The sequence below is a fragment of the Saccharothrix sp. CB00851 genome (genome assembly GCF_001905065.1).
Classification (GTDB): Bacteria; Actinomycetota; Actinomycetes; order Mycobacteriales; family Pseudonocardiaceae; genus Actinosynnema.
Genome location: NZ_LWLC01000009.1, coordinates 84,490 through 101,208 on the forward strand (window position 1 = coordinate 84,490; position 16,719 = coordinate 101,208).

At 71.0% G+C, this 16,719-nt stretch carries 12 protein-coding genes; 8 read left to right on the forward strand and 4 right to left on the reverse strand.

Annotation, left to right across the window (positions count from 1 at the left end; translation table 11 throughout):
• Positions 1 to 26 precede the first annotated feature (26 nt).
• Positions 27 to 1,244 carry an AGE family epimerase/isomerase gene (locus A6A25_RS10690; protein WP_083668224.1) on the forward strand — a complete coding sequence of 406 codons (1,218 nt, stop codon included), beginning with the start codon at positions 27 to 29 and terminating at the stop codon, positions 1,242 to 1,244.
• Between the two features lie 253 nt (positions 1,245 to 1,497).
• Here the strand turns inward: A6A25_RS10690 and A6A25_RS10695 are convergent, their stop codons facing one another.
• Positions 1,498 to 3,006 carry an RICIN domain-containing protein gene (locus tag A6A25_RS10695; protein WP_083668225.1) on the reverse strand — a complete coding sequence of 503 codons (1,509 nt, stop codon included), beginning with the start codon at positions 3,004 to 3,006 and terminating at the stop codon, positions 1,498 to 1,500.
• A gap of 33 nt (positions 3,007 to 3,039) precedes the next feature.
• Positions 3,040 to 4,332, reverse strand: a complete 1,293-nt coding sequence (locus tag A6A25_RS42160) for an RICIN domain-containing protein (RefSeq protein WP_198932644.1) — start codon at positions 4,330 to 4,332, stop codon at positions 3,040 to 3,042.
• Between the two features lie 528 nt (positions 4,333 to 4,860).
• Between A6A25_RS42160 and A6A25_RS10710 the strand changes: the two genes are divergently transcribed.
• Entirely contained in the window at positions 4,861 to 6,747 is a 1,887-nt protein-coding gene (locus A6A25_RS10710) for a CBM96 family carbohydrate-binding protein (protein ID WP_143193068.1), read from the forward strand.
• Between the two features lie 200 nt (positions 6,748 to 6,947).
• Here the strand turns inward: A6A25_RS10710 and A6A25_RS10715 are convergent, their stop codons facing one another.
• Together A6A25_RS10715 and A6A25_RS10720 are read right to left on the reverse strand one after the other, a co-directional pair.
• Positions 6,948 to 7,418, reverse strand: a complete 471-nt coding sequence (locus tag A6A25_RS10715; protein WP_073888117.1) for a carboxymuconolactone decarboxylase family protein — start codon at positions 7,416 to 7,418, stop codon at positions 6,948 to 6,950.
• 85 nt (positions 7,419 to 7,503) lie between these two features.
• Positions 7,504 to 8,385 (reverse strand): sigma-70 family RNA polymerase sigma factor, encoded by an 882-nt coding sequence (locus A6A25_RS10720; RefSeq protein ID WP_073888118.1) that lies wholly within the window; start codon positions 8,383 to 8,385, stop codon positions 7,504 to 7,506.
• A gap of 233 nt (positions 8,386 to 8,618) precedes the next feature.
• Between A6A25_RS10720 and A6A25_RS10725 the strand changes: the two genes are divergently transcribed.
• The 6 genes from A6A25_RS10725 (at position 8,619) to A6A25_RS10750 (ending at position 16,659) form a co-directional block, all read left to right on the forward strand.
• Positions 8,619 to 9,953, forward strand: coding sequence for an NAD(P)/FAD-dependent oxidoreductase (locus A6A25_RS10725; RefSeq protein ID WP_198932645.1), 1,335 nt, complete (start codon positions 8,619 to 8,621; stop codon positions 9,951 to 9,953).
• Positions 9,950 to 11,551: an aminotransferase class I/II-fold pyridoxal phosphate-dependent enzyme gene (locus A6A25_RS10730; protein WP_073888120.1), complete on the forward strand. Its 1,602-nt coding sequence runs from the start codon at positions 9,950 to 9,952 to the stop codon at positions 11,549 to 11,551. The genes A6A25_RS10725 and A6A25_RS10730 overlap by 4 nt, the downstream gene beginning before the upstream one ends.
• A 306-nt stretch (positions 11,552 to 11,857) precedes the next feature.
• Positions 11,858 to 12,580 carry a response regulator transcription factor gene (locus tag A6A25_RS10735; protein WP_083668226.1) on the forward strand — a complete coding sequence of 241 codons (723 nt, stop codon included), beginning with the start codon at positions 11,858 to 11,860 and terminating at the stop codon, positions 12,578 to 12,580.
• The gene (locus A6A25_RS10740; protein WP_073888121.1) at positions 12,577 to 14,157 is read left to right on the forward strand and encodes a sensor histidine kinase; all 1,581 of its coding nucleotides are present in this window, start codon (positions 12,577 to 12,579) and stop codon (positions 14,155 to 14,157) included. Before A6A25_RS10735 ends, A6A25_RS10740 begins: the two co-directional genes overlap by 4 nt.
• Positions 14,158 to 14,261: 104 nt before the next feature.
• Positions 14,262 to 14,846, forward strand: a complete 585-nt coding sequence (locus A6A25_RS10745) for a carbonic anhydrase (RefSeq protein ID WP_083668227.1) — start codon at positions 14,262 to 14,264, stop codon at positions 14,844 to 14,846.
• A gap of 31 nt (positions 14,847 to 14,877) precedes the next feature.
• Positions 14,878 to 16,659, forward strand: a complete 1,782-nt coding sequence (locus A6A25_RS10750) for a SulP family inorganic anion transporter (RefSeq protein WP_241828584.1) — start codon at positions 14,878 to 14,880, stop codon at positions 16,657 to 16,659.
• Positions 16,660 to 16,719 lie beyond the last annotated feature (60 nt).

A 16,719-nucleotide genomic window follows, 5' to 3' on the forward strand; every position in this document is an offset into this window, starting at 1 on the left:
AACCGCCGCACGCTAGCCTGCCACCCATGACCACGGAACCGAACCGGTTAAGCGGCCCTGACCACGGCCTTCGGTGGGAGGCGGAGACCGAGCTGCGGCACCGCGTCCTGCCGTTCTGGCTCGGCTTGGTTGACCGCGAGCACGGTGGTGTGCACGGGTACGTCGACGCGGACCTGGTGGTCGACCAGACGGCCGACAAGGGCGCGGTCATGGCGTGCCGGTTCCTGTGGACCTTCTCCGCCGCCTACCGCGCCTTCGGTGATCTGTCGTATATGGCCGCGGCACGGGACATGTACCGGTTCGTGACCGCCCACCTGGTCGACCCCGTGCACGGCGGGGTGTTCTGGTCGGTCGACCACACCGGTGCGCCGGCCGACACCGACAAGCACGTCTACGCCCAGGCGTTCGCGCTCTACGCGGTGAGCGAGTACCACCGCGCCACCGACGACCCGGGTGCGGCGGCCAAGGCGGCGGAGCTGTACGAGGTCGTGACCGGTGTCGGGTTCGACCCGGCCACCGGCGCGTACCGCGAGCAGTCCGACCGTTCCTGGGTGCCGAAGCCCAACGTCCTGCTGGGTGAGGAGTACCTGGCCGAGATCACGATGAACACCCACCTGCACGTGCTGGAAGCGTTGACCGCTTATCACGCGGTGGCGCCGTCACCTGCCGCCGTGGCCGGTCGCATCGCGACCCTGCTGGAGACCTTCCGCGACCGGCTCTACGACCCGCGCCGCCGTTCGCTGCGGGTGTTCCTGGGCGCCGATTGGCGTGAGCTGGGCGAGTTGGTGTCGTTCGGGCACGACATCGAGGCGAGCTGGCTGATCGACGAGGCGTGCCGGGAGATCGGCGCGGACCTGCCGGACGCCGTGATCGGGTTGGCCGGGGCCACGGCGGAACGGGCCGTGCTCGCCGATGGCTCGGTGGCCAACGAGGCGGTCGCGGGCCGGGTCGACGCCACGCGCGTGTGGTGGGTGCAGGCGGAGGCGGTCGTGGGCTTCGTCAACGCGCACGAACGCACCGGCGACCCGGCGTTCCTCGCGTTGGCGCGCGGCACGTGGGACTACATCGCCGCCAACATGGTCGATCCCCGGCCGACCGGCGAGTGGTTCTACGCCCGCGACGCCGACAACGTGCCGCTGCGCAAGGAGGTGGCCGGTCCGTGGAAGTGCTGCTACCACAACGGACGCCTGTGCCTCCAGCTCGTGGAGCGCCTCGGGGTCGACCGCGCGGACCGCAGCCGGTGAGGTCGGCTCCCTGCCGTAGTGGTAGCCCACGGCCCGGACCTCGCCGCCCGACACCGTCACGCCGTTGAGCTGCCCCTGCTCATCGGGAGTGGCCTGGAGGACGGCCGGGGGCCGGGGCGGTCTGCCGCGCCGGTCCGCGGGAGAAGCGCTGACCCGCACCCAGACCGTGAACAGATCGGACCCCACCCCGGCGCGGGAACGGCGTCGGCGCCGGGGTGGGGGTCCGTGGTGCGAGGTCAGGTCGGGACGACCGTCAGACGGCCGTGCGGGACCACTGCTGGTTGGTGCCGGTGTTGCACGTGTACTGTTTGAGGATCGTGCCGTCCGTGGTCGAGGCGGCCGGTACGTCCACGCACTTGCCGCTGTGCCGGGCCCGGAGTTGGAAGTAGCTGCCGTTGGCGACCAGCTGGAACTGCTGGTTGGTACCGGAGCCGCAGGTGTACTGGATGAGCTCGGCGCCGTCGGCGGTCGAGGCGCTGACCACGTCGAGGCACTTGCCGCTGTGGCGGCTGACGATGCGGACGTAGCCGCTGCCCGCGTCCTGGAACTGCCACTGCTGCCAGGCGTTGCCGCCGTAGGTGTACTGGCCGACGCGCGCACCGTTGTCGGTGTTGGGTTGCTGGACGTCCATGGCCTTGCCGCTGTGGCGCACGTCGACCCGGTAGTACGTTGGCGGTGGGGTCGTGGAGTTGTCGCCCCAGGCGTACTTGACCCGGTCGGCGCCGGAGGCGTTGCGGATGGTCAGGTTGAGGTCGGTGCCGCTGCCGCTCAGGGAGTACATCGAGTACCAGTCGTAGCCGATGGTGCCCGGCTTGCCGCCCAAGGCGGGCCAGTAGGTGCCGCCCATGTTGTTGTCCCGCATGACCTGGGCCATGGCGCGGATGTGGCGCACGAAGTTGTCGGTGCTGTTCGGGTCGCCGTAGTCGAGACCGGTCGACATCGGTGCGCCGAACTCGGTCGCGACGGCACGGGACGCGCAGTTGCCCAGCCGGGTCTGGATGTGGGTGCGGAACTGGTCGTAGGTCATCGGGCTGTAGAAGAAGGCGTAGTGGTGGAACGACAGCAGGGTGTTGTTGAAGCGGCTGTCGTTGCAGATGTCGCGCAGGTCCTGGCTGTAGCCGGTGCCGCCGATGAGCACCCGGCTCGGCACCGCCGAGGTGTGGTGGCCCAGCCAGTTCGCCGCGACGTTGCGCCAGTCCGCCGACGAGTAGCCGTGTGGCTCGTTCATCGGCTCGAAGTAGACGTTGCCGTTCGAGCCGTAGGTGTGGGTCACGCTGGACCACATGGTGTTCCACGCGGCGAGGTTGGTGATCCGGCCGCCGGAAGCGGCGCCGTCCTCCCAGTAGGCGAGGATGACCTTGAACCCGCGGGCGGTGGCGGCGTCGATGGCGCCGCGGTAGGCGTTCCACCAGGTCGTGTTGGCCACGGTGTGGGTGTTGATGGGCAGCCGGACGGTGTTGACGCCCATGGTGGCGGCCATGTCGTCGTAGAGGGCGTTGGCCTTGGCCCGCACCGTCGCGTTGCTGTCGGACTGGCTCAGGCCCTGCACGACCAGCGCGCCGGTGCTGAAGTTGTCACCCAGCACCGCCCAGTTCATGCCGCGGAACTGGCTGGTGGCGGCAGCGGCCGGCGGCGAGTAGACGACGAGGCTCGCCGCCGCGGTGAACGCGGTCACCACCAGGGCGATCAGCAACCGGCGCGACGACCGGGCGCGCCACGACGGTCCTGACGGGTGACCGCCAGACGTCATGATCAGTGTCATGAGATGTCCAATCACTAGGGTTGCCGGTCGGTTTCAGACCTGGGTTCGGCTCCACTGCTGGTTGTTCACGCTGCCGCAGGTGTACTGCTGGACGTCGGCGCCGTCGCCGGTGCCGGAGCCGACGACGTCGAGGCACTTGCCGCTGTGCCGAGCCACGATCCGGAAGTAGCTCCCGGTGGCCTGCCACTGCCACTGCTGGTTGGTGCCGCCGCCGCAGGTGTACTGGATGACGTTGGCCCCGTCGGTGGTGGACCCGCTCGCGACGTCGAGGCACTTGCCGCTGTTCTGGTTGACGATGCGGAAGTAGCCGCTGCCCGCGTCCTGGAACTCCCACTCCTGGTTGCCGCCGCCGTTCCAGGTCCACTGCTTGACCTCGGCGTTGTTCGCGGTGGAGGCCGAGACGACGTCCAGCACCTTGCCGCTGTTGCGGTTGGTCACGCGGTAGGCCGGCACCGAGCCGGGTACGTCGGCGACCGGCAGGATCGTGCCGTGGCGGCAACCGGGGCACGTGATCTGGCTCAAGCCCGACCAGGAGTCCAGGTTCGAACTCGTCGCGGTCCAGATGCCGCCGTTGGTGTACTTGTCGATCCAGATGCGCCAGGAGCCGTCGCCCATCCGCAGCACGGCCGGTCCCTCGTAGCCCGAGGTCCACAACTGACCCCGGTTGCCCCACCCGCTGGTCAGGCTCGTGCTGGTCCAGTGCTCGATGTACTTGGACGTCTCGTTCTTGGTGAACGCGTGGTAGGTGCTGCCCGACTTCACCACGTAGGTGTCGATGTAGTTGTAGCCGAGACCACCCATCTGCACCGGCCCGCTCCACGACGACAGCGCGCTGTTCTGGGCGGTGAAGATGTAGGGGCGGAAGCAGTTGGAGCACGTCGTCTGGGCGATGCTGACGATGATCCGGACGGTGCCGCTCTCGACGTAGAACTCCGGCGCCCACGTGAACCGCGTGTTGGCGACGCCGGAGTTGACGCTGGCCACGTGCGTCCAGTTGACCAGGTCGGGGCTGGAGGCGATGTTGAAGTGGGTCGAGTTCGTGGTCCACGACTGGACGGTGTGAGCGATGTAGTAGAGCCCGTTGTGCTGGATGATGCTGGGGTCGCGCAGCACCCCGGAGGGGCCGCGGTAGTTCGTGTCGGCCAGCACGCTGAAGTTCGTGCCGTTGGACGAGGAGTAGACCCAGAGCTCCTGGTCGGCCGCGGCATCTCCCTTGAACGTGGTGTAGACGTAGCCGGGGGCGGCTTGGGCCGGTGGCGCGACGGCCACCGCGGTCGAGGCGGCGGTGAGCACCGCCAGGCAGAGTCGGGCCAGCAGTCTGATCACGGGTGGACTCCCGGGGTGAAGGGGGTGCGCGAGTGTCTGGTTCGGACAGACGGGAGACCTCACCTCGAAGGAGGGCGCCTGGTCATCGCTGCGGCACGCGGGTGGCGTTCCCGCCGGGAGGGTGAAGAGTTCATCGTTGATCTCCTCGGGCTGTCGATGACGCGCCGGTCGCCCTGACCCGGGCGGGGCACCGACGGCTCATCGGCGAGGGCCCAGCACGGCACCACCGTCGACTGCGGGTCGACGGCGTGCCGCTAGGTCGGGAACCGCGAATGTTTGCGTTAACATTCGAGCGGTCATAGTGTGGGAGCAGTGACACGACGGTGTCAAGAGCGTGACCTCGCCCCACCTCCGCCCGCCGCCGATCGCCGCGCCGGTGCGGTACCGCCGAACCCTCCAGACCGCGTCCCGCACGTGCCGGGTGCGTCGGAGCGGCGAAATCCCCTGGCTCGAGCGGTGGTATGCGGGAAGATGTGCGGCGGCCGGGCCCGAGCGGGTCCGGCCGCACCCATGACCAAGGGGGGGACCATGTCGAGGCGAAGATCCCTGCTCGCGCTCTGCGGGGCCGTCGCCGTCGCGCTCACCGCACTGCCGGGGACCGCGACCGCCGCACCGCACTACACCGGGCTCAGCCCGGTGCTGGCTTCCTACACGGACTCCGCGGCGCCGCACACCGCGTTCCCGTGGACGGGCCAGGACGCCCCGCTGGGTTCGTCGAAACCGGACGGCCGGCCGCACGTTTCACGCGTCTACCTGACGTTCGACGTGTCCGCGTTGGCGGGCGCGGGGATCGGTGCCGCGACCCTGTCCCTGCGGGAGAGCGCAGTCGCCGACTGCGCCAAGCGCGCGATCGAGGTGTGGGAGACCAAGACCGCCACCGCCGACCCGACGTGGGCGCACGCGCCGGAGCCCAAGCGGTGGGTGGACGACGTCACCAGCACCAGCACCGGCACCTGCGTCGGCTACCCGTCGTTCGACGTGGCCCCGGTCGTGCGCGACGCGGTGAGCCGGGGCAAGTCCAGGATCACACTGGAGGTCAGGGTCCCCCAGCAGTTCGAGCGTGACGTGACCTACGGCCGCACGCTCAACGGGTACCACCGGGCGGCGCTGAGCGTGGAGCACAACCGGGCTCCGTCCATCGTGGACCAGCACCGCTACAACAGCGGCCAGGCGTGCGCCACCACCGCACCGTACCCGAGGCTGGACCAGCACTTCGTCGCGTTGGAAGCCCTGCCCACTGACCCGGACCCCGGCGACCAGAGGGTTGGTGGTCTCACCATCGACTTCGCGCTGTGGCCTCAGGACGACCCGGCGGCGCGGACCGAGCAGCGAGCGCCCTCCACCGAACCCACCAGAGTGGCCCGGTGGCAGGTCCCGGCGACCCTGTTCGCCACTGACGGACAGACCTACTCGTGGCAGGCCAGGGTCACCGACGGGGTGGACACCTCCGCGTGGTCCGAGCCGTGCCACTTCACCGTCGACACCGTCGACCCGCCCGTGCCTGCGGTGACCTCGGCCAACTACCCGCTCGACGGGTCCACGTGGGCTCCGCTGGGCGAACCGGGCGTGTTCACGTTCGACGGCGGTGGCAACCCGGACGTCGCCGGCTTCGACTGGGCCTGGGACGAGTTCTCGGCGTACACCTACACGTACGGCGAGCTGAACAGGGTGATCCTCCCCGACCGGCTCGCCGGCCGGAACACCGCCCGGGCCGACCGGCCCGGCGGCACGGCCACCGTCAACCTCACCCCGTCCAGATCAGGACTGGTCAGGCTGGGGGTGCGGTCGGTCGACACCGCGGGCCGCACTTCGTCGCCGGTCTTCGTCACCATCTACGTGCCGAGCAGCCACCCGGAGGTGTCCGTCGTCGGCGAGCCGCCCCGGTTCAACCAGGACGTGACGCTGAAGTTCACGCCGCACCCGGACGTCGCCGCCCGCACGGTCGACTTCACCTATCAGCTCGACGGCCAGGAGCCGCGCGTCGTGCAGGCCGGTCCGGACGGCGCGGCTACCGTCACGTTCCGCGCCGACCGTGAGCACGGCCACCACGTGACCGTGCGCAGCCGCAGCGACAACGGCTGGACCTCGAACGAGGCGTCCTGGTGGCTGGACTTCCCGCCGTGGCCGGGCGTCACCTCGGAGGTCTACCCGTCCGACGACCAGCCGCACGGCGCGGCGGGAGTGCCGGGCAAGTTCACCTTCACGCCTCCGCCCACCTGGTCGGAAGTCGCCGCGTACCGGTACACGTTCGACTGGCTGGAGCCGTACACCGATGTCGCCGCCGGCCCTGACGGCACCGCGACGATCACCTGGACGCCGCCGGGTCCCGGCTGGTACAGCCTGAGCGTCTACGCGGTCCGGCCCGACGGCAGCATCAGCACCTACGACGCCACGTATTCCTTCGGCGTCGCCTGATCGTCCCGTCCCTCTCCGTCGCGCGACGGGGAGGGACGGTGCTCCGGTCACCATCGAGGCACGGTCGCGGTGCGGCCCGCGGCAGCCTCTGCGGCTTCGCGCGGCTCGCATCGCTCTGCGCCGAGGCCCTGGCCCCGCTGACCGTGCGGGGAGCCGACTCGGACCCGGGTCCGCGCTAGCGCTTGAGGGAGTGTTCCGGGTCAGCCGAACTGACCGGGCTGGTACTCGCCGCCGGGCGTGCGGGTGATCACGTTCAGCCGGTTGAACGCGTTGATCAGGCAGATCGGCGACACCAGGGCCATGAGCTGGTCCTCGTCGAAGTGCTTCGCCGCGTTCGCCCACGCCTCATCGGTGACGCCGCTGGAGTCGGCGAGGCGGGTGCCCTGCTCGGTGAGTTCCAGCGCCGCCCGCTCCGCCTCGGTGTAGACGGTCGTCTCCCGCCACGCCCCGACCAGGTTGATCCGCACCACGCTCTCGCCGGCGGCCGCGGCGTCCTTGGTGTGCATGTCGAGGCAGCCGCCGCAGCCGTTGATCTGGCTGGCGCGGATCTTCACCAGCTCCTGCACCGCCTGCGGCAGCGCCGAGTCGGCGATGACCTTGTTCGACGAGATGATGTGCTTGGCCCACTTCGACCCGACCTCGTTGAGCATGGGGTTGATCCGGGTTTCCATCTCGATCTCCTCCGTCTTCGGGTGCTTGCACCACTACGACGAAGCGCCCCGCCACGACGTAACAGCCCCCTGCGCTCGACGTGTGCTACGCGGGCCGCGCGGGCAGGTTCATGGCGTCGAGGCGCTTGCGGTCGCTGACGGTCAGAATCTCGACGATCCGGCCGTCGACCACGGTGCACGCCGCCACGCCGAGCACCTTGCCCTTCGCACCCCAGGTCACGAACCCCGGCTCGCCGTTGACCAGGACCGGGAGCGCCGAGGTCATCGAACGGATGCCGCGCAGGATCGGATCGGCCACCTCGGCGGCTCCGACCGTGGTCATCACGCCCTGCGGGTGGTACGTGCGCCAGGTCACCTTCGGGTCGAGCAGGCGTACGAGCCCGTCGAAGTCCCCGTTCCGCGCCGCGGCGAGAAATGCGTCGACCACGGCGCGCTGCCGCCGCGGCTCCTGCTCCGGCTGCGGTGTGCCCCGCACCTTCCGGCGGGCCCGGCTGGTGAGCATCTTGGTCGCGTCGGTGGACCGGCCGATGATCTCCCCGATCTCGGCGAACGGCACCGCGAACACGTCGTGCAGCACGAACGCCAGCCGCTCGGTGGGCGTGAGGGTGTCGAGCACCACCAGCAGTGCCGGCCCGACCGATTCGGCGAGCACCGCGTCGTCCTCGGGCGCCGGCCCGTCGTCCGCGGTCACCACCAGCTCGGGCAGCCGGTCGTCGTAGGACATCTCGGTCCGGGTCGTGCGCGAGCGCAGCACGTCCAGGCAGATCCGCCCGACCACGGTCGTCAACCAACCGGCCAGGTTGTCGATCGCGGCCGCGTCCTGCCGCGCCAGCCGGAGCCACGCCTCCTGCACCGCGTCCTCGGCGTCCACCCGCGACCCGAGCATCCGGCACGCGACCGCCACCAGGCGCTCGCGCTGCTGTTCGAGGGCTTCCGCCAGTGCGTCGTGCGGACCTGACCCGGCCATGTCGTCACCTTCCTCGCGCGAACTCCGTCATGGTCATGACGGGCCCGACCGTGCCGAGGTAACCGTCCGGCGTGCGCCCTGGAGGTCGGAGCCGGGGGAATCCACTTCGGACGGCGCGGAACGGATCTCGCCATTCCGGTATCCATCAGAGTCATATACACACCCGTTGAGCTGCCGAAATCGTCGGCCGTTCGGGCCTGTACAGGGTATGGGCGTCCGGTTGGATGATCGGCATGTACAACGCCATTGTGATAGGTGGCCGGTGCGCCGGTGCGGCGGTCGGTGCGCACCTGGCCCGGCGAGGGCTGCGGGTGTTGGTGGTGGACCGGTCGCGGTTTCCCAGTGATGTGCTGTCCACGCACTTCGTGTGGCCGCACGGCGCGTCCTACCTGAACCGGTTGGGCGTGTTGGACGAGGTGCGGGCCGTGACGCCCGCGCACACCGAGGTCACATTGGTCAACGAGGGGATCGCCTTGCGCGGCAGCGTTCCCGAGGAGTTGCTGCGCAACCAGTTCCGGTTGCTGCACGACGACGACAGCGGGATCACCACGGAGTACTTCTCGGTCCGCCGGCACGTGCTGGACAAGATCCTGGTCGACAACGCGGTGCGGGCCGGGGTGGAGTTCCGCGAGGGCTACACCGTCAAGGAACTCCTGCGGGACGAGGACGGCACGGTCATCGGCATCAAGGGCCGGGACGGCACGGTCGAGCACGCGCAGGTGGTGATCGGGGCCGACGGCCGCAACTCCTTCGTCGCCCGCGCCCTCGGGGTGGAGAAGTTCGACGAACGGCCGCGGTGCACCTTCGCCTACTGGAGCTACTTCAGCGGCATCCCCGACGCCGACGCGCAGATCCACCGGCGGGGCAGGCTCGGGATGGCGATGGCGTCGACCAACCACGGCCGGACCATGGTGCTGACGTGGGGGCCGAGCGAGTGGGCCGCGCAGTTCCGCGCCGACGTGGAGGGCAACTTCCACCGTGCGCTCGGGCTGATCAGCGAAGAGGCGGCGGCCACCGTGGCGGGGGCACGCCGGGAGGAACGCTTCTACGGGACCCTCGACCAGGCCGCGTACCTGAGGCAGTTGCACGGGCCCGGCTGGGTGCTGGTGGGCGACGCCGAGTCGTTCGAGGACCAGTGCACGGCTCTCGGCATCACCCACGCCCTGCGTGACGCGGAACTGGCCGCGGAGGCGGTCGGCCGGTGGCTCGGCGGCGAAACCGACCGGGACACCGCGATGGCCGGTTACGCCACCAAGCGCCGCAGCCAGACCGCCGCGGCCTACTACGACTACGTGTGCACGCTCGCGGAGATGAAACCGCTGCGGCACGACGAGCTGCAGCTGTTCGCGATCCTCCGAGGCAACCAGACCGAGATCGACCGCTTCATCGCCACCCACGTCGACGTGGCGCCCGTCTCGGAGTTCTTCGACCCGTCCAACGTGTTCCTGCTCAACGACACGGCCAAGGAGTCCTCGCGCGACCTCGGTGCGTTCGCCGACTTCGAGGCGACCTACCGCGAGCACCAGCGCAACCCGTTCCTGCTCGCCGAAGCGGAGGCGACCCGATGACCGGCACCCTGGCACACGAGCGCGAGGACGGCGAGGTCGTCGCCGCGCTCATCGCCGCCGCGGACACGGCCGGCACCGACCCGCTCACCGCCGCCAAGGCGGTCGCCGCCGCCGCGCGCGAGGTGTCGGACATGATGCGGAACTGGGCGAGCCACATCCCGTGGGAGGACCTGGAGGACGTGGACACCCTCCCGGAGGACGAGGTCGTCCGCTTCTTCGGCGAAGACTTCCCGGCGATCCGGGCCGACCTGGAACCGATGTGGGAACCGGCGACGACGGCCGCGCCCGCGATCGACCCGGACGAGGACTACGCGCTCGACAAGAACGCCTACGACTTCTTCCGGCCCGTAGGTGCCAACCTGCTCGCCCGGACCGAGGAGTTCCACGGCTGGGTGGAGGCGCGCAGGCGCACCGAGACCTGGCAGTACTCGCGGGTCCTGGAGGCGGCGCCCGGTGGGGTCGCGACCATCACCAACGACCTGAGCAAGCCCGCCCGGGGCATCAACTTCAACTCCCAGGACTACCTGTCGTTCAACGCGCACCCGGAGATCCGGGAGGCGGCGGTCCGGGCGATGCGCGACTTCGGCCCGCACAGCGCCGGGTCGCCGATGGTGCTGGGCAACACCCGCATCTCCGACGAGCTGGAGGCGGCCCTCGGCGCGCTGGTCGGCTTGGAGCACGTGACGCTGTTCTCGAACGGGTGGTCGGCGGGTTTCGGCACGGTCACCGGTTTGGTCCGCCAGGAGGACCACATCCTCATCGACCGCCTCGCGCACTCGTGCCTGCAGAGCGGGGCGCGGGCGGCGACCAGGAACATCACCCGCTACACCCACCTCGACGTCGAGGCCGTGCGCACGCACCTGGCCCGGATCCGGGCCACCGACACCAACAACGGCATCATGGTCATCACCGACGGCCTGTTCTCGGTGGACGCCGACTGGCCGGACGTCGTCGCCCTGCAGGACGTCTGCCACGCCTACGACGCGACCCTGCTGGTCGACGTCGCCCACGACCTCGGCTCGATGGGACCCGGCGGCACCGGTGTGCTCGGCATGCAGGACATGCTGGGCAAGGTCGACCTGGTCATGGGCGCGTTCTCCAAGACGTTCGCCTCCAACGGCGGTTTCGTCGCGGCCAAGTCGCCCGCGGTGAAGCAGTACATCAAGATGTTCGCCGGGTCCCACTTCTTCTCCAACGCCCTGTCACCGATGCAGACCGCGGTGGTGCTCAAGGCGGCCGAGATCATCCGCACCGACGAGGGTGAGGCCCTGCGCGGACGGCTGTTCACCGCCATCCACGCCCTGCGTGACGAGCTGACCACCCGCGGGTTGACCTGCATGGGCTCACCGAGCCCGATCGTGCCGGTCCTGATCGGCAACGAGAAGCTCGCCCGCACGGTCAACCGCCTGCTGTTCGACCGCGGGGTGCTCGCGTTCATGGTCGAGTTCCCCGTCACCCCGACCGGCGCCTCGCGCTTCCGGTTGCAGGTGCAGGCCGCGCACGAGCCGGAGCAGGCGCGGGAAGCGGCCCGGATCATCGACGAGGCGCTCCGCGACGCGAAGGAGTACCTGTCCAGCGCGTTCGGCAACTCGTTCTGATCAGTGCCGGTCGCGGCACTGGCGGGACGGGCGGGATAGGCGGGAACGGGCGCTCGCGGGGAACCGGGGCGCCCTTCTCCGCCGCGGGTTCGGGCTGGCCGCGCGGTTGCCGAACCGCTGCGCAGGAACGCCTGAAACGCCCTGGTCGGCTGCCGGAAGCCGGTTGGATCTCTGATCAGCTTCACGCTCCGGAGCCCGGTCGTTCGACAGGGGGTTCGACACGTGTTTGCGGCCTTCGGGTCGTTCCCGGCACGATGAGCCGCCGCATCGTGCCGCCGCCCCCGGAACGAGCAGACGGAGAAGGCGATGTACACGCGCCATGGCCGACCGACGCTGGGGCCCATCCTGTCGGCGTTGGTGGTGGAGGACGATCCGTCCCTGTCGACCGCCCTGGTCGACGCACTGCGCGGCGCGGGCTACCGGTCGCGCGGCGTGCCCACCGCGTTGGAAGCCCTGCGGATCATCGCTCACGACGAGCCCGACATCGTGCTGCTCGACCTCGGCCTGCCCGACGTGGACGGCGCGGACGCGTTGCGCATGATGCGGGGGGCTAGCGACGTGCCCGTGGTGATCGCGACCGCGCGTCGGGACGAGTTGCGCGTCGTGCAGCTGCTCAACGCCGGTGCGGACGACTACCTCGTGAAGCCGTTCTCCGTACCGGTGCTGGTCGCCCGGATGAGTGCGGTGCTGCGGCGCGTGCGCGGTGTCGGTGAGCCGGGACCGCGCGCGGTCACCGTGGGTGGGCTGCGGATCGACCTCGCGCTGAGACAGGTGCACGTCGACGGCAGACCGGTGGAGCTCAACCGCAAGGAGTTCGACATCCTCCGGTACCTCGCGGAGCACCGTGACCGGGTGGTGCCGCGCGCCGAACTGGTCGGTGCCGTGTGGGGGCGTGATCACTCCGGCCGCGAGCAGAGCGTGGACGTCCACGTGTCGTGGCTGCGGCGCAAGCTCGGGGAGAGCGCCGCCGCACCACGTCACCTGCTCACCGTGCGCGGCGTCGGCTTCCGCCTGGTCGAGCCCGCGTGAGACGTGCGCTGGTGCTCGTCGCGCTGGCGTGCGCGTCGGCCATCCTGGTCGCGGTCCTGGTGCCGCTGGCCGTCGTCACGCGGGAGGTCGCGCGGCGCACGGCCCTCGCCGACGCCGAGCGCTCCGTCACGGCCGTGGTCGGCCTGCTCGCCGGCGCCGAGGGTCGCGGTGACGTCGCGCGCGGGTTGGCCGAGGTCGTCGCCGTCTCCGGGCACGCGGTGTCCGTGCACACGCCCGACGGGCCGGTGGGGTTCCCGCAGGCCACCCGGCCACAGGTCGAGGCGGCGCGGGTGACACCGGTGGTCGAGCCGTCGGCGGGCGGTGTGGTGCTGTTGCGGCCGGTTCGGCTGGGGGAGCGGACGTTCGTGGTGGAGGTGTTCCTGCCGGACGAGCGGCTGGTGGACGGCGTGGGGCGGGCGTGGGCGGTGCTGGCCGCCGTGGTCATCGCGATGGTCGCCGGTGCGGTGCTGCTGGTGGACCGGCTCGCGCTCGGCCTGGTCCGCTCGGTGCGCCGTCTCGCGTCCGCCGCGCACCGCTTCGGGCAGGGCGACCTGGTGGAGCGCATCGACCCCACCGGACCTCCGGAACTGGTCGACGTCGCGCTCACGTTCAACCGCATGGCACAGCGCATCACCGCCCTGCTCGCCGCCGAACGCTCCCGTGCCGCGGACCTGTCGCACCGGCTCCGCACCCCGTTGACGGCGCTGCGGATCGACGCCGAGAAGCTCCGCGACCCCGCCGCCGCCCGCGTGGTGCGTGCCGCCCTCCACCTGGACGCCGAACTGGACCGGATGATCCGTGACGCCTCCCGCCCCGCGACCCCACCGACCGCCACCTCGTGCGACCTCGCGGCCGTCGTCACCGAACGAGCCGCGTTCTGGTCACCACTGGCCGAGGACGAGGGACGACCGCACGAGGTCCGGTGCCCGACCGGCCCGGTACCGGTGCCCGTGGGCCGCGAGGACGTCGCCGCCGTCGTGGACATCCTGATCGGCAACGTGTTCCGCCACACCGCGCTGGGAACCGCGTACCGGCTCGCCGTGCACGCGGACGGTTCCCGGGTGACTCTCGTGGTGGACGACGCGGGCCCCGGCTTCCCCGACCGGCCGACCGCGACCGGGCCGAGAAGCGGGGACCCGAACCCGGGCCGGCGGGATCCGCCACCCGCCGCCCGGCCGCCGAGTGGGAACGCGGGCCCCAGCCGGCCGGACGCGTCGACCGCGGTTTGGTCGGTGGGTGAGGAGCCGCGTTCCGGTTGGCCGGGTGGGTCGACCGGGGCCGGTCCGGGGAGCGGGAGCGCGGGCCCGGTGTGGCCGGAGGCGTCGACCGCGGCCCGGCAGGACACCGGGAACCCGGGCCCTGGCCGGCCCGCCCCTTCGGCCGCAGCCCAACCGGCGGGTGAGGGCGCGGGCGGCAACTGGCCGGGTGCGCCGGCCGCCCGGCAGGCGAGCGGTTCCACCGGGCTCGGCCTGGACATCGCCCGCCGCGTCGTGGAAGCCACCGGTGGCGTGGTCCACCTGAACCGGTCGCCGCTGGGTGGTGCGCGAGTCGTGCTCACCTTCGCCCGCGCGTCTTAAAACAACCCTAAAACGACGCTAGATCCACCTTCTCCGTATTCCCGCGGTCACGAGCAGCGGCCATCGTCGGAACACCCCACCCCCCGACGAAAGGCGGAGCCGACGTGCTCGACATCGACAAGGTCACCGCGTTCCGGCGCACCTGGGGCGGTCGCCTCGCGGCGTTCGCCCGCGGCCAGTGGCCCACCGTGCTGTTCGTGTCCTGTTCGGACTCGCGCGTCGTACCGAGCCTCATCACCGGCGCCGAACCGGGCGAGCTGTTCGAGTACCGCAACGCGGGCAACGTGATCACCCCGTACACGTCGAACCGACCGTGCGCGGCGAGCGCGACCATCGAGTACGCGGTGCACGTGCTGGGCGTGCGCGACATCGTCGTCTGCGGCCACTCGCACTGCGGAGCGGTCGGCGCGGCCGTGCGCGGCGACGACCTGAGCTTCGTCCCCGCCGTGCGCGAATGGCTGCGCGGCAACGACATCGGTCCCGGCTTGGCGCACGCGAGCGAAGCGGACGACCCCGCGTTGACCGGCTCGGTGACCCGCCACCTGGCCACCCAGCTGGCGAACCTCCGCACCTACCCCGAAGTGGACCGCCGCGTCACCGATGGCCGCCTCCGCGTGCACGGCTGGTTCTACGAAGTGCACACCGGCGAGGTCAGGCAACTACGCGACGGCTCACTCGTCGCCCTCTGACCCACCCGAGAACCCCGGAGGACATCTCCCCATGGCCGTGGAAATGCCCGTCGAGCCCACCGACCACCACCGCACGCCCCACACCGTCCCGCCGCCGAGAACCGCGCCGCACCACCAGCCGACCGTGCCGCAGGTCCGCCCACCCGAGCCACACCACCCATCCCACCCGCACCACCCCCGCCGCCCACCCGGCCGCCCGTCGCCACCGAACCACCGGACGTCACCGGGCCGCCCCACCAGCGAGTTCGACCCGGAAGCACCGACCGGCCCCCTGCCCATCACGCGCGACGACCCGCCCCCGACCGGCGAACCCCCCCGACCCGGGCGCAACGACCTCATCGGCCGCTTGCGGGCGGATGTGCTGGCGTCCATCGTCGTGTTCCTGGTCGCGGTGCCCCTGTGCATCGGTATCGCGGTCGCCTCGGGCGTCCAACCGGAAGCCGCCATCATCACCGCCATCGTCGGCGGGATCGTGACCGGTGTCATGCCGGGCAGTTCGCTCCAGGTCAGCGGACCGGCGGCCGGGCTCGCGGTGCTGGTGTTCGACGCCGTGCAGGTCCACGGGACGGCGACCCTCGGCATGATCGTGCTCGCCTCGGGCGTGCTGCAGATCGTCATGGGGCTGGCCCGGCTCGGCAAGTGGTTCCAGGCCATGGCGTCCTCGGTCGTCGCCGGGATGCTGTCGGGCATCGGGCTGCTGATCCTGCTCGGCCAGGTGTACGCGCTGGCCGACCGGAAGGCGCCGGGCGATGCGGTGCAGAACCTGATCGGCCTGCCGGCCCTGCTGCCGGAGGTTTCGGGTGATCCGGCGGCACGGAGCGCGTTGCTGCTCGGCGTGTGCGGGCTGGTGGTGATCGCGTGCTGGGGACGTGCGCCGAAGGCGTTGCGCGTGGTGCCCGGTCCGCTCGCGGCGGTGCTGGTGGTGGCGGTGCTCGCCGCGTTCTTCCACGCCGACGTGCGGATGCTGTCCGTCGGCGCCCTCCTCGACGCGGTGCACCTGCCGACCGCGGAGTCGGCCGCCACCCTGTTCTCACCCGCCGTCCTCGGCACGGCGGTGGTGTTCGCGTTGATCGCGTCGGCGGAGAGCCTGTTCGGCGCGACCGCGGTCGACCGCATGCACACCGGCCCGAAGACCCAGTACAACAAGGAACTCCTCGCGCAAGGCACGGGCAACGTCGTCTCCGGCTTCCTGGGCGGCATCCCGCTCACCGCCGTCGTCGTGCGCAGCGCGGCCAACGTCCACGCCGGGGCGCACACCAAGCTGTCGCGGGTGCTGCACGGCGTGTGGATGCTGACGTTCGCGATGCTCGCGCCCGGCGTGCTGCGGCTGGTGCCGATCACGGTGCTCGCGGCGATCCTGGTGTACAGCGGCTGGAAGCTGCTCAACCCGGGGCAGCTGCCCCGGTTGTGGCGGCACGACCGGGGCGAGGCGGCGGTGCTGGTCGTCACGATCTCCGCGATCATCGCCACCGACCTGCTGGAAGGCGTGGTCATCGGCCTCGTGGCGGCGTTGTTCAAGGTGGCGTGGCAGATGTCGCGACTGACCGTGGACCGCCGCGACGCACCCGACGGCCGTGTCGAACTGAGGTTCGGCGGCAGCGCGACGTTCCTGACCGTGCCGAAGCTGCAGACCGCCCTCGACGCCGTGCGCGGTGACGCCCACCTGGACCTGTCCTCCCTGACCCACCTCGACCGGACCTGCCGGGGCGTGGTGGACGACTGGGCGCGGCAGCGCGGGAAGGAGGGAGCGAAGGTCACGACCGCGTGGCCGCCGGGAGCACACGAGCACCCGACCGACGACGGGGCTCACTGACACGTGCCATCGTTCACCCCGGCGGCTTCGCGGGGCGCACCTGGGGACAAGGTGCGCCCC

Excerpts from the sequence above, each read along its gene's own strand:
- A6A25_RS10690 (WP_083668224.1), top strand. The coding sequence starts at position 27 with ATGACCACGGAACCGAACCGGTTAAGCGGCCCTGACCACGGCCTTCGG.
- A6A25_RS10695 (WP_083668225.1), bottom strand. The coding sequence starts at position 3,006 with ATGACACTGATCATGACGTCTGGCGGTCACCCGTCAGGACCGTCGTGG.
- A6A25_RS10710 (WP_143193068.1), top strand. The coding sequence starts at position 4,861 with ATGTCGAGGCGAAGATCCCTGCTCGCGCTCTGCGGGGCCGTCGCCGTC.
- A6A25_RS10715 (WP_073888117.1), bottom strand. The coding sequence starts at position 7,418 with ATGGAAACCCGGATCAACCCCATGCTCAACGAGGTCGGGTCGAAGTGG.
- A6A25_RS10720 (WP_073888118.1), bottom strand. The coding sequence starts at position 8,385 with ATGGCCGGGTCAGGTCCGCACGACGCACTGGCGGAAGCCCTCGAACAG.
- A6A25_RS10725 (WP_198932645.1), top strand. The coding sequence starts at position 8,619 with ATGTACAACGCCATTGTGATAGGTGGCCGGTGCGCCGGTGCGGCGGTC.
- A6A25_RS10730 (WP_073888120.1), top strand. The coding sequence starts at position 9,950 with ATGACCGGCACCCTGGCACACGAGCGCGAGGACGGCGAGGTCGTCGCC.
- A6A25_RS10735 (WP_083668226.1), top strand. The coding sequence starts at position 11,858 with ATGTACACGCGCCATGGCCGACCGACGCTGGGGCCCATCCTGTCGGCG.
- A6A25_RS10750 (WP_241828584.1), top strand. The coding sequence starts at position 14,878 with ATGGCCGTGGAAATGCCCGTCGAGCCCACCGACCACCACCGCACGCCC.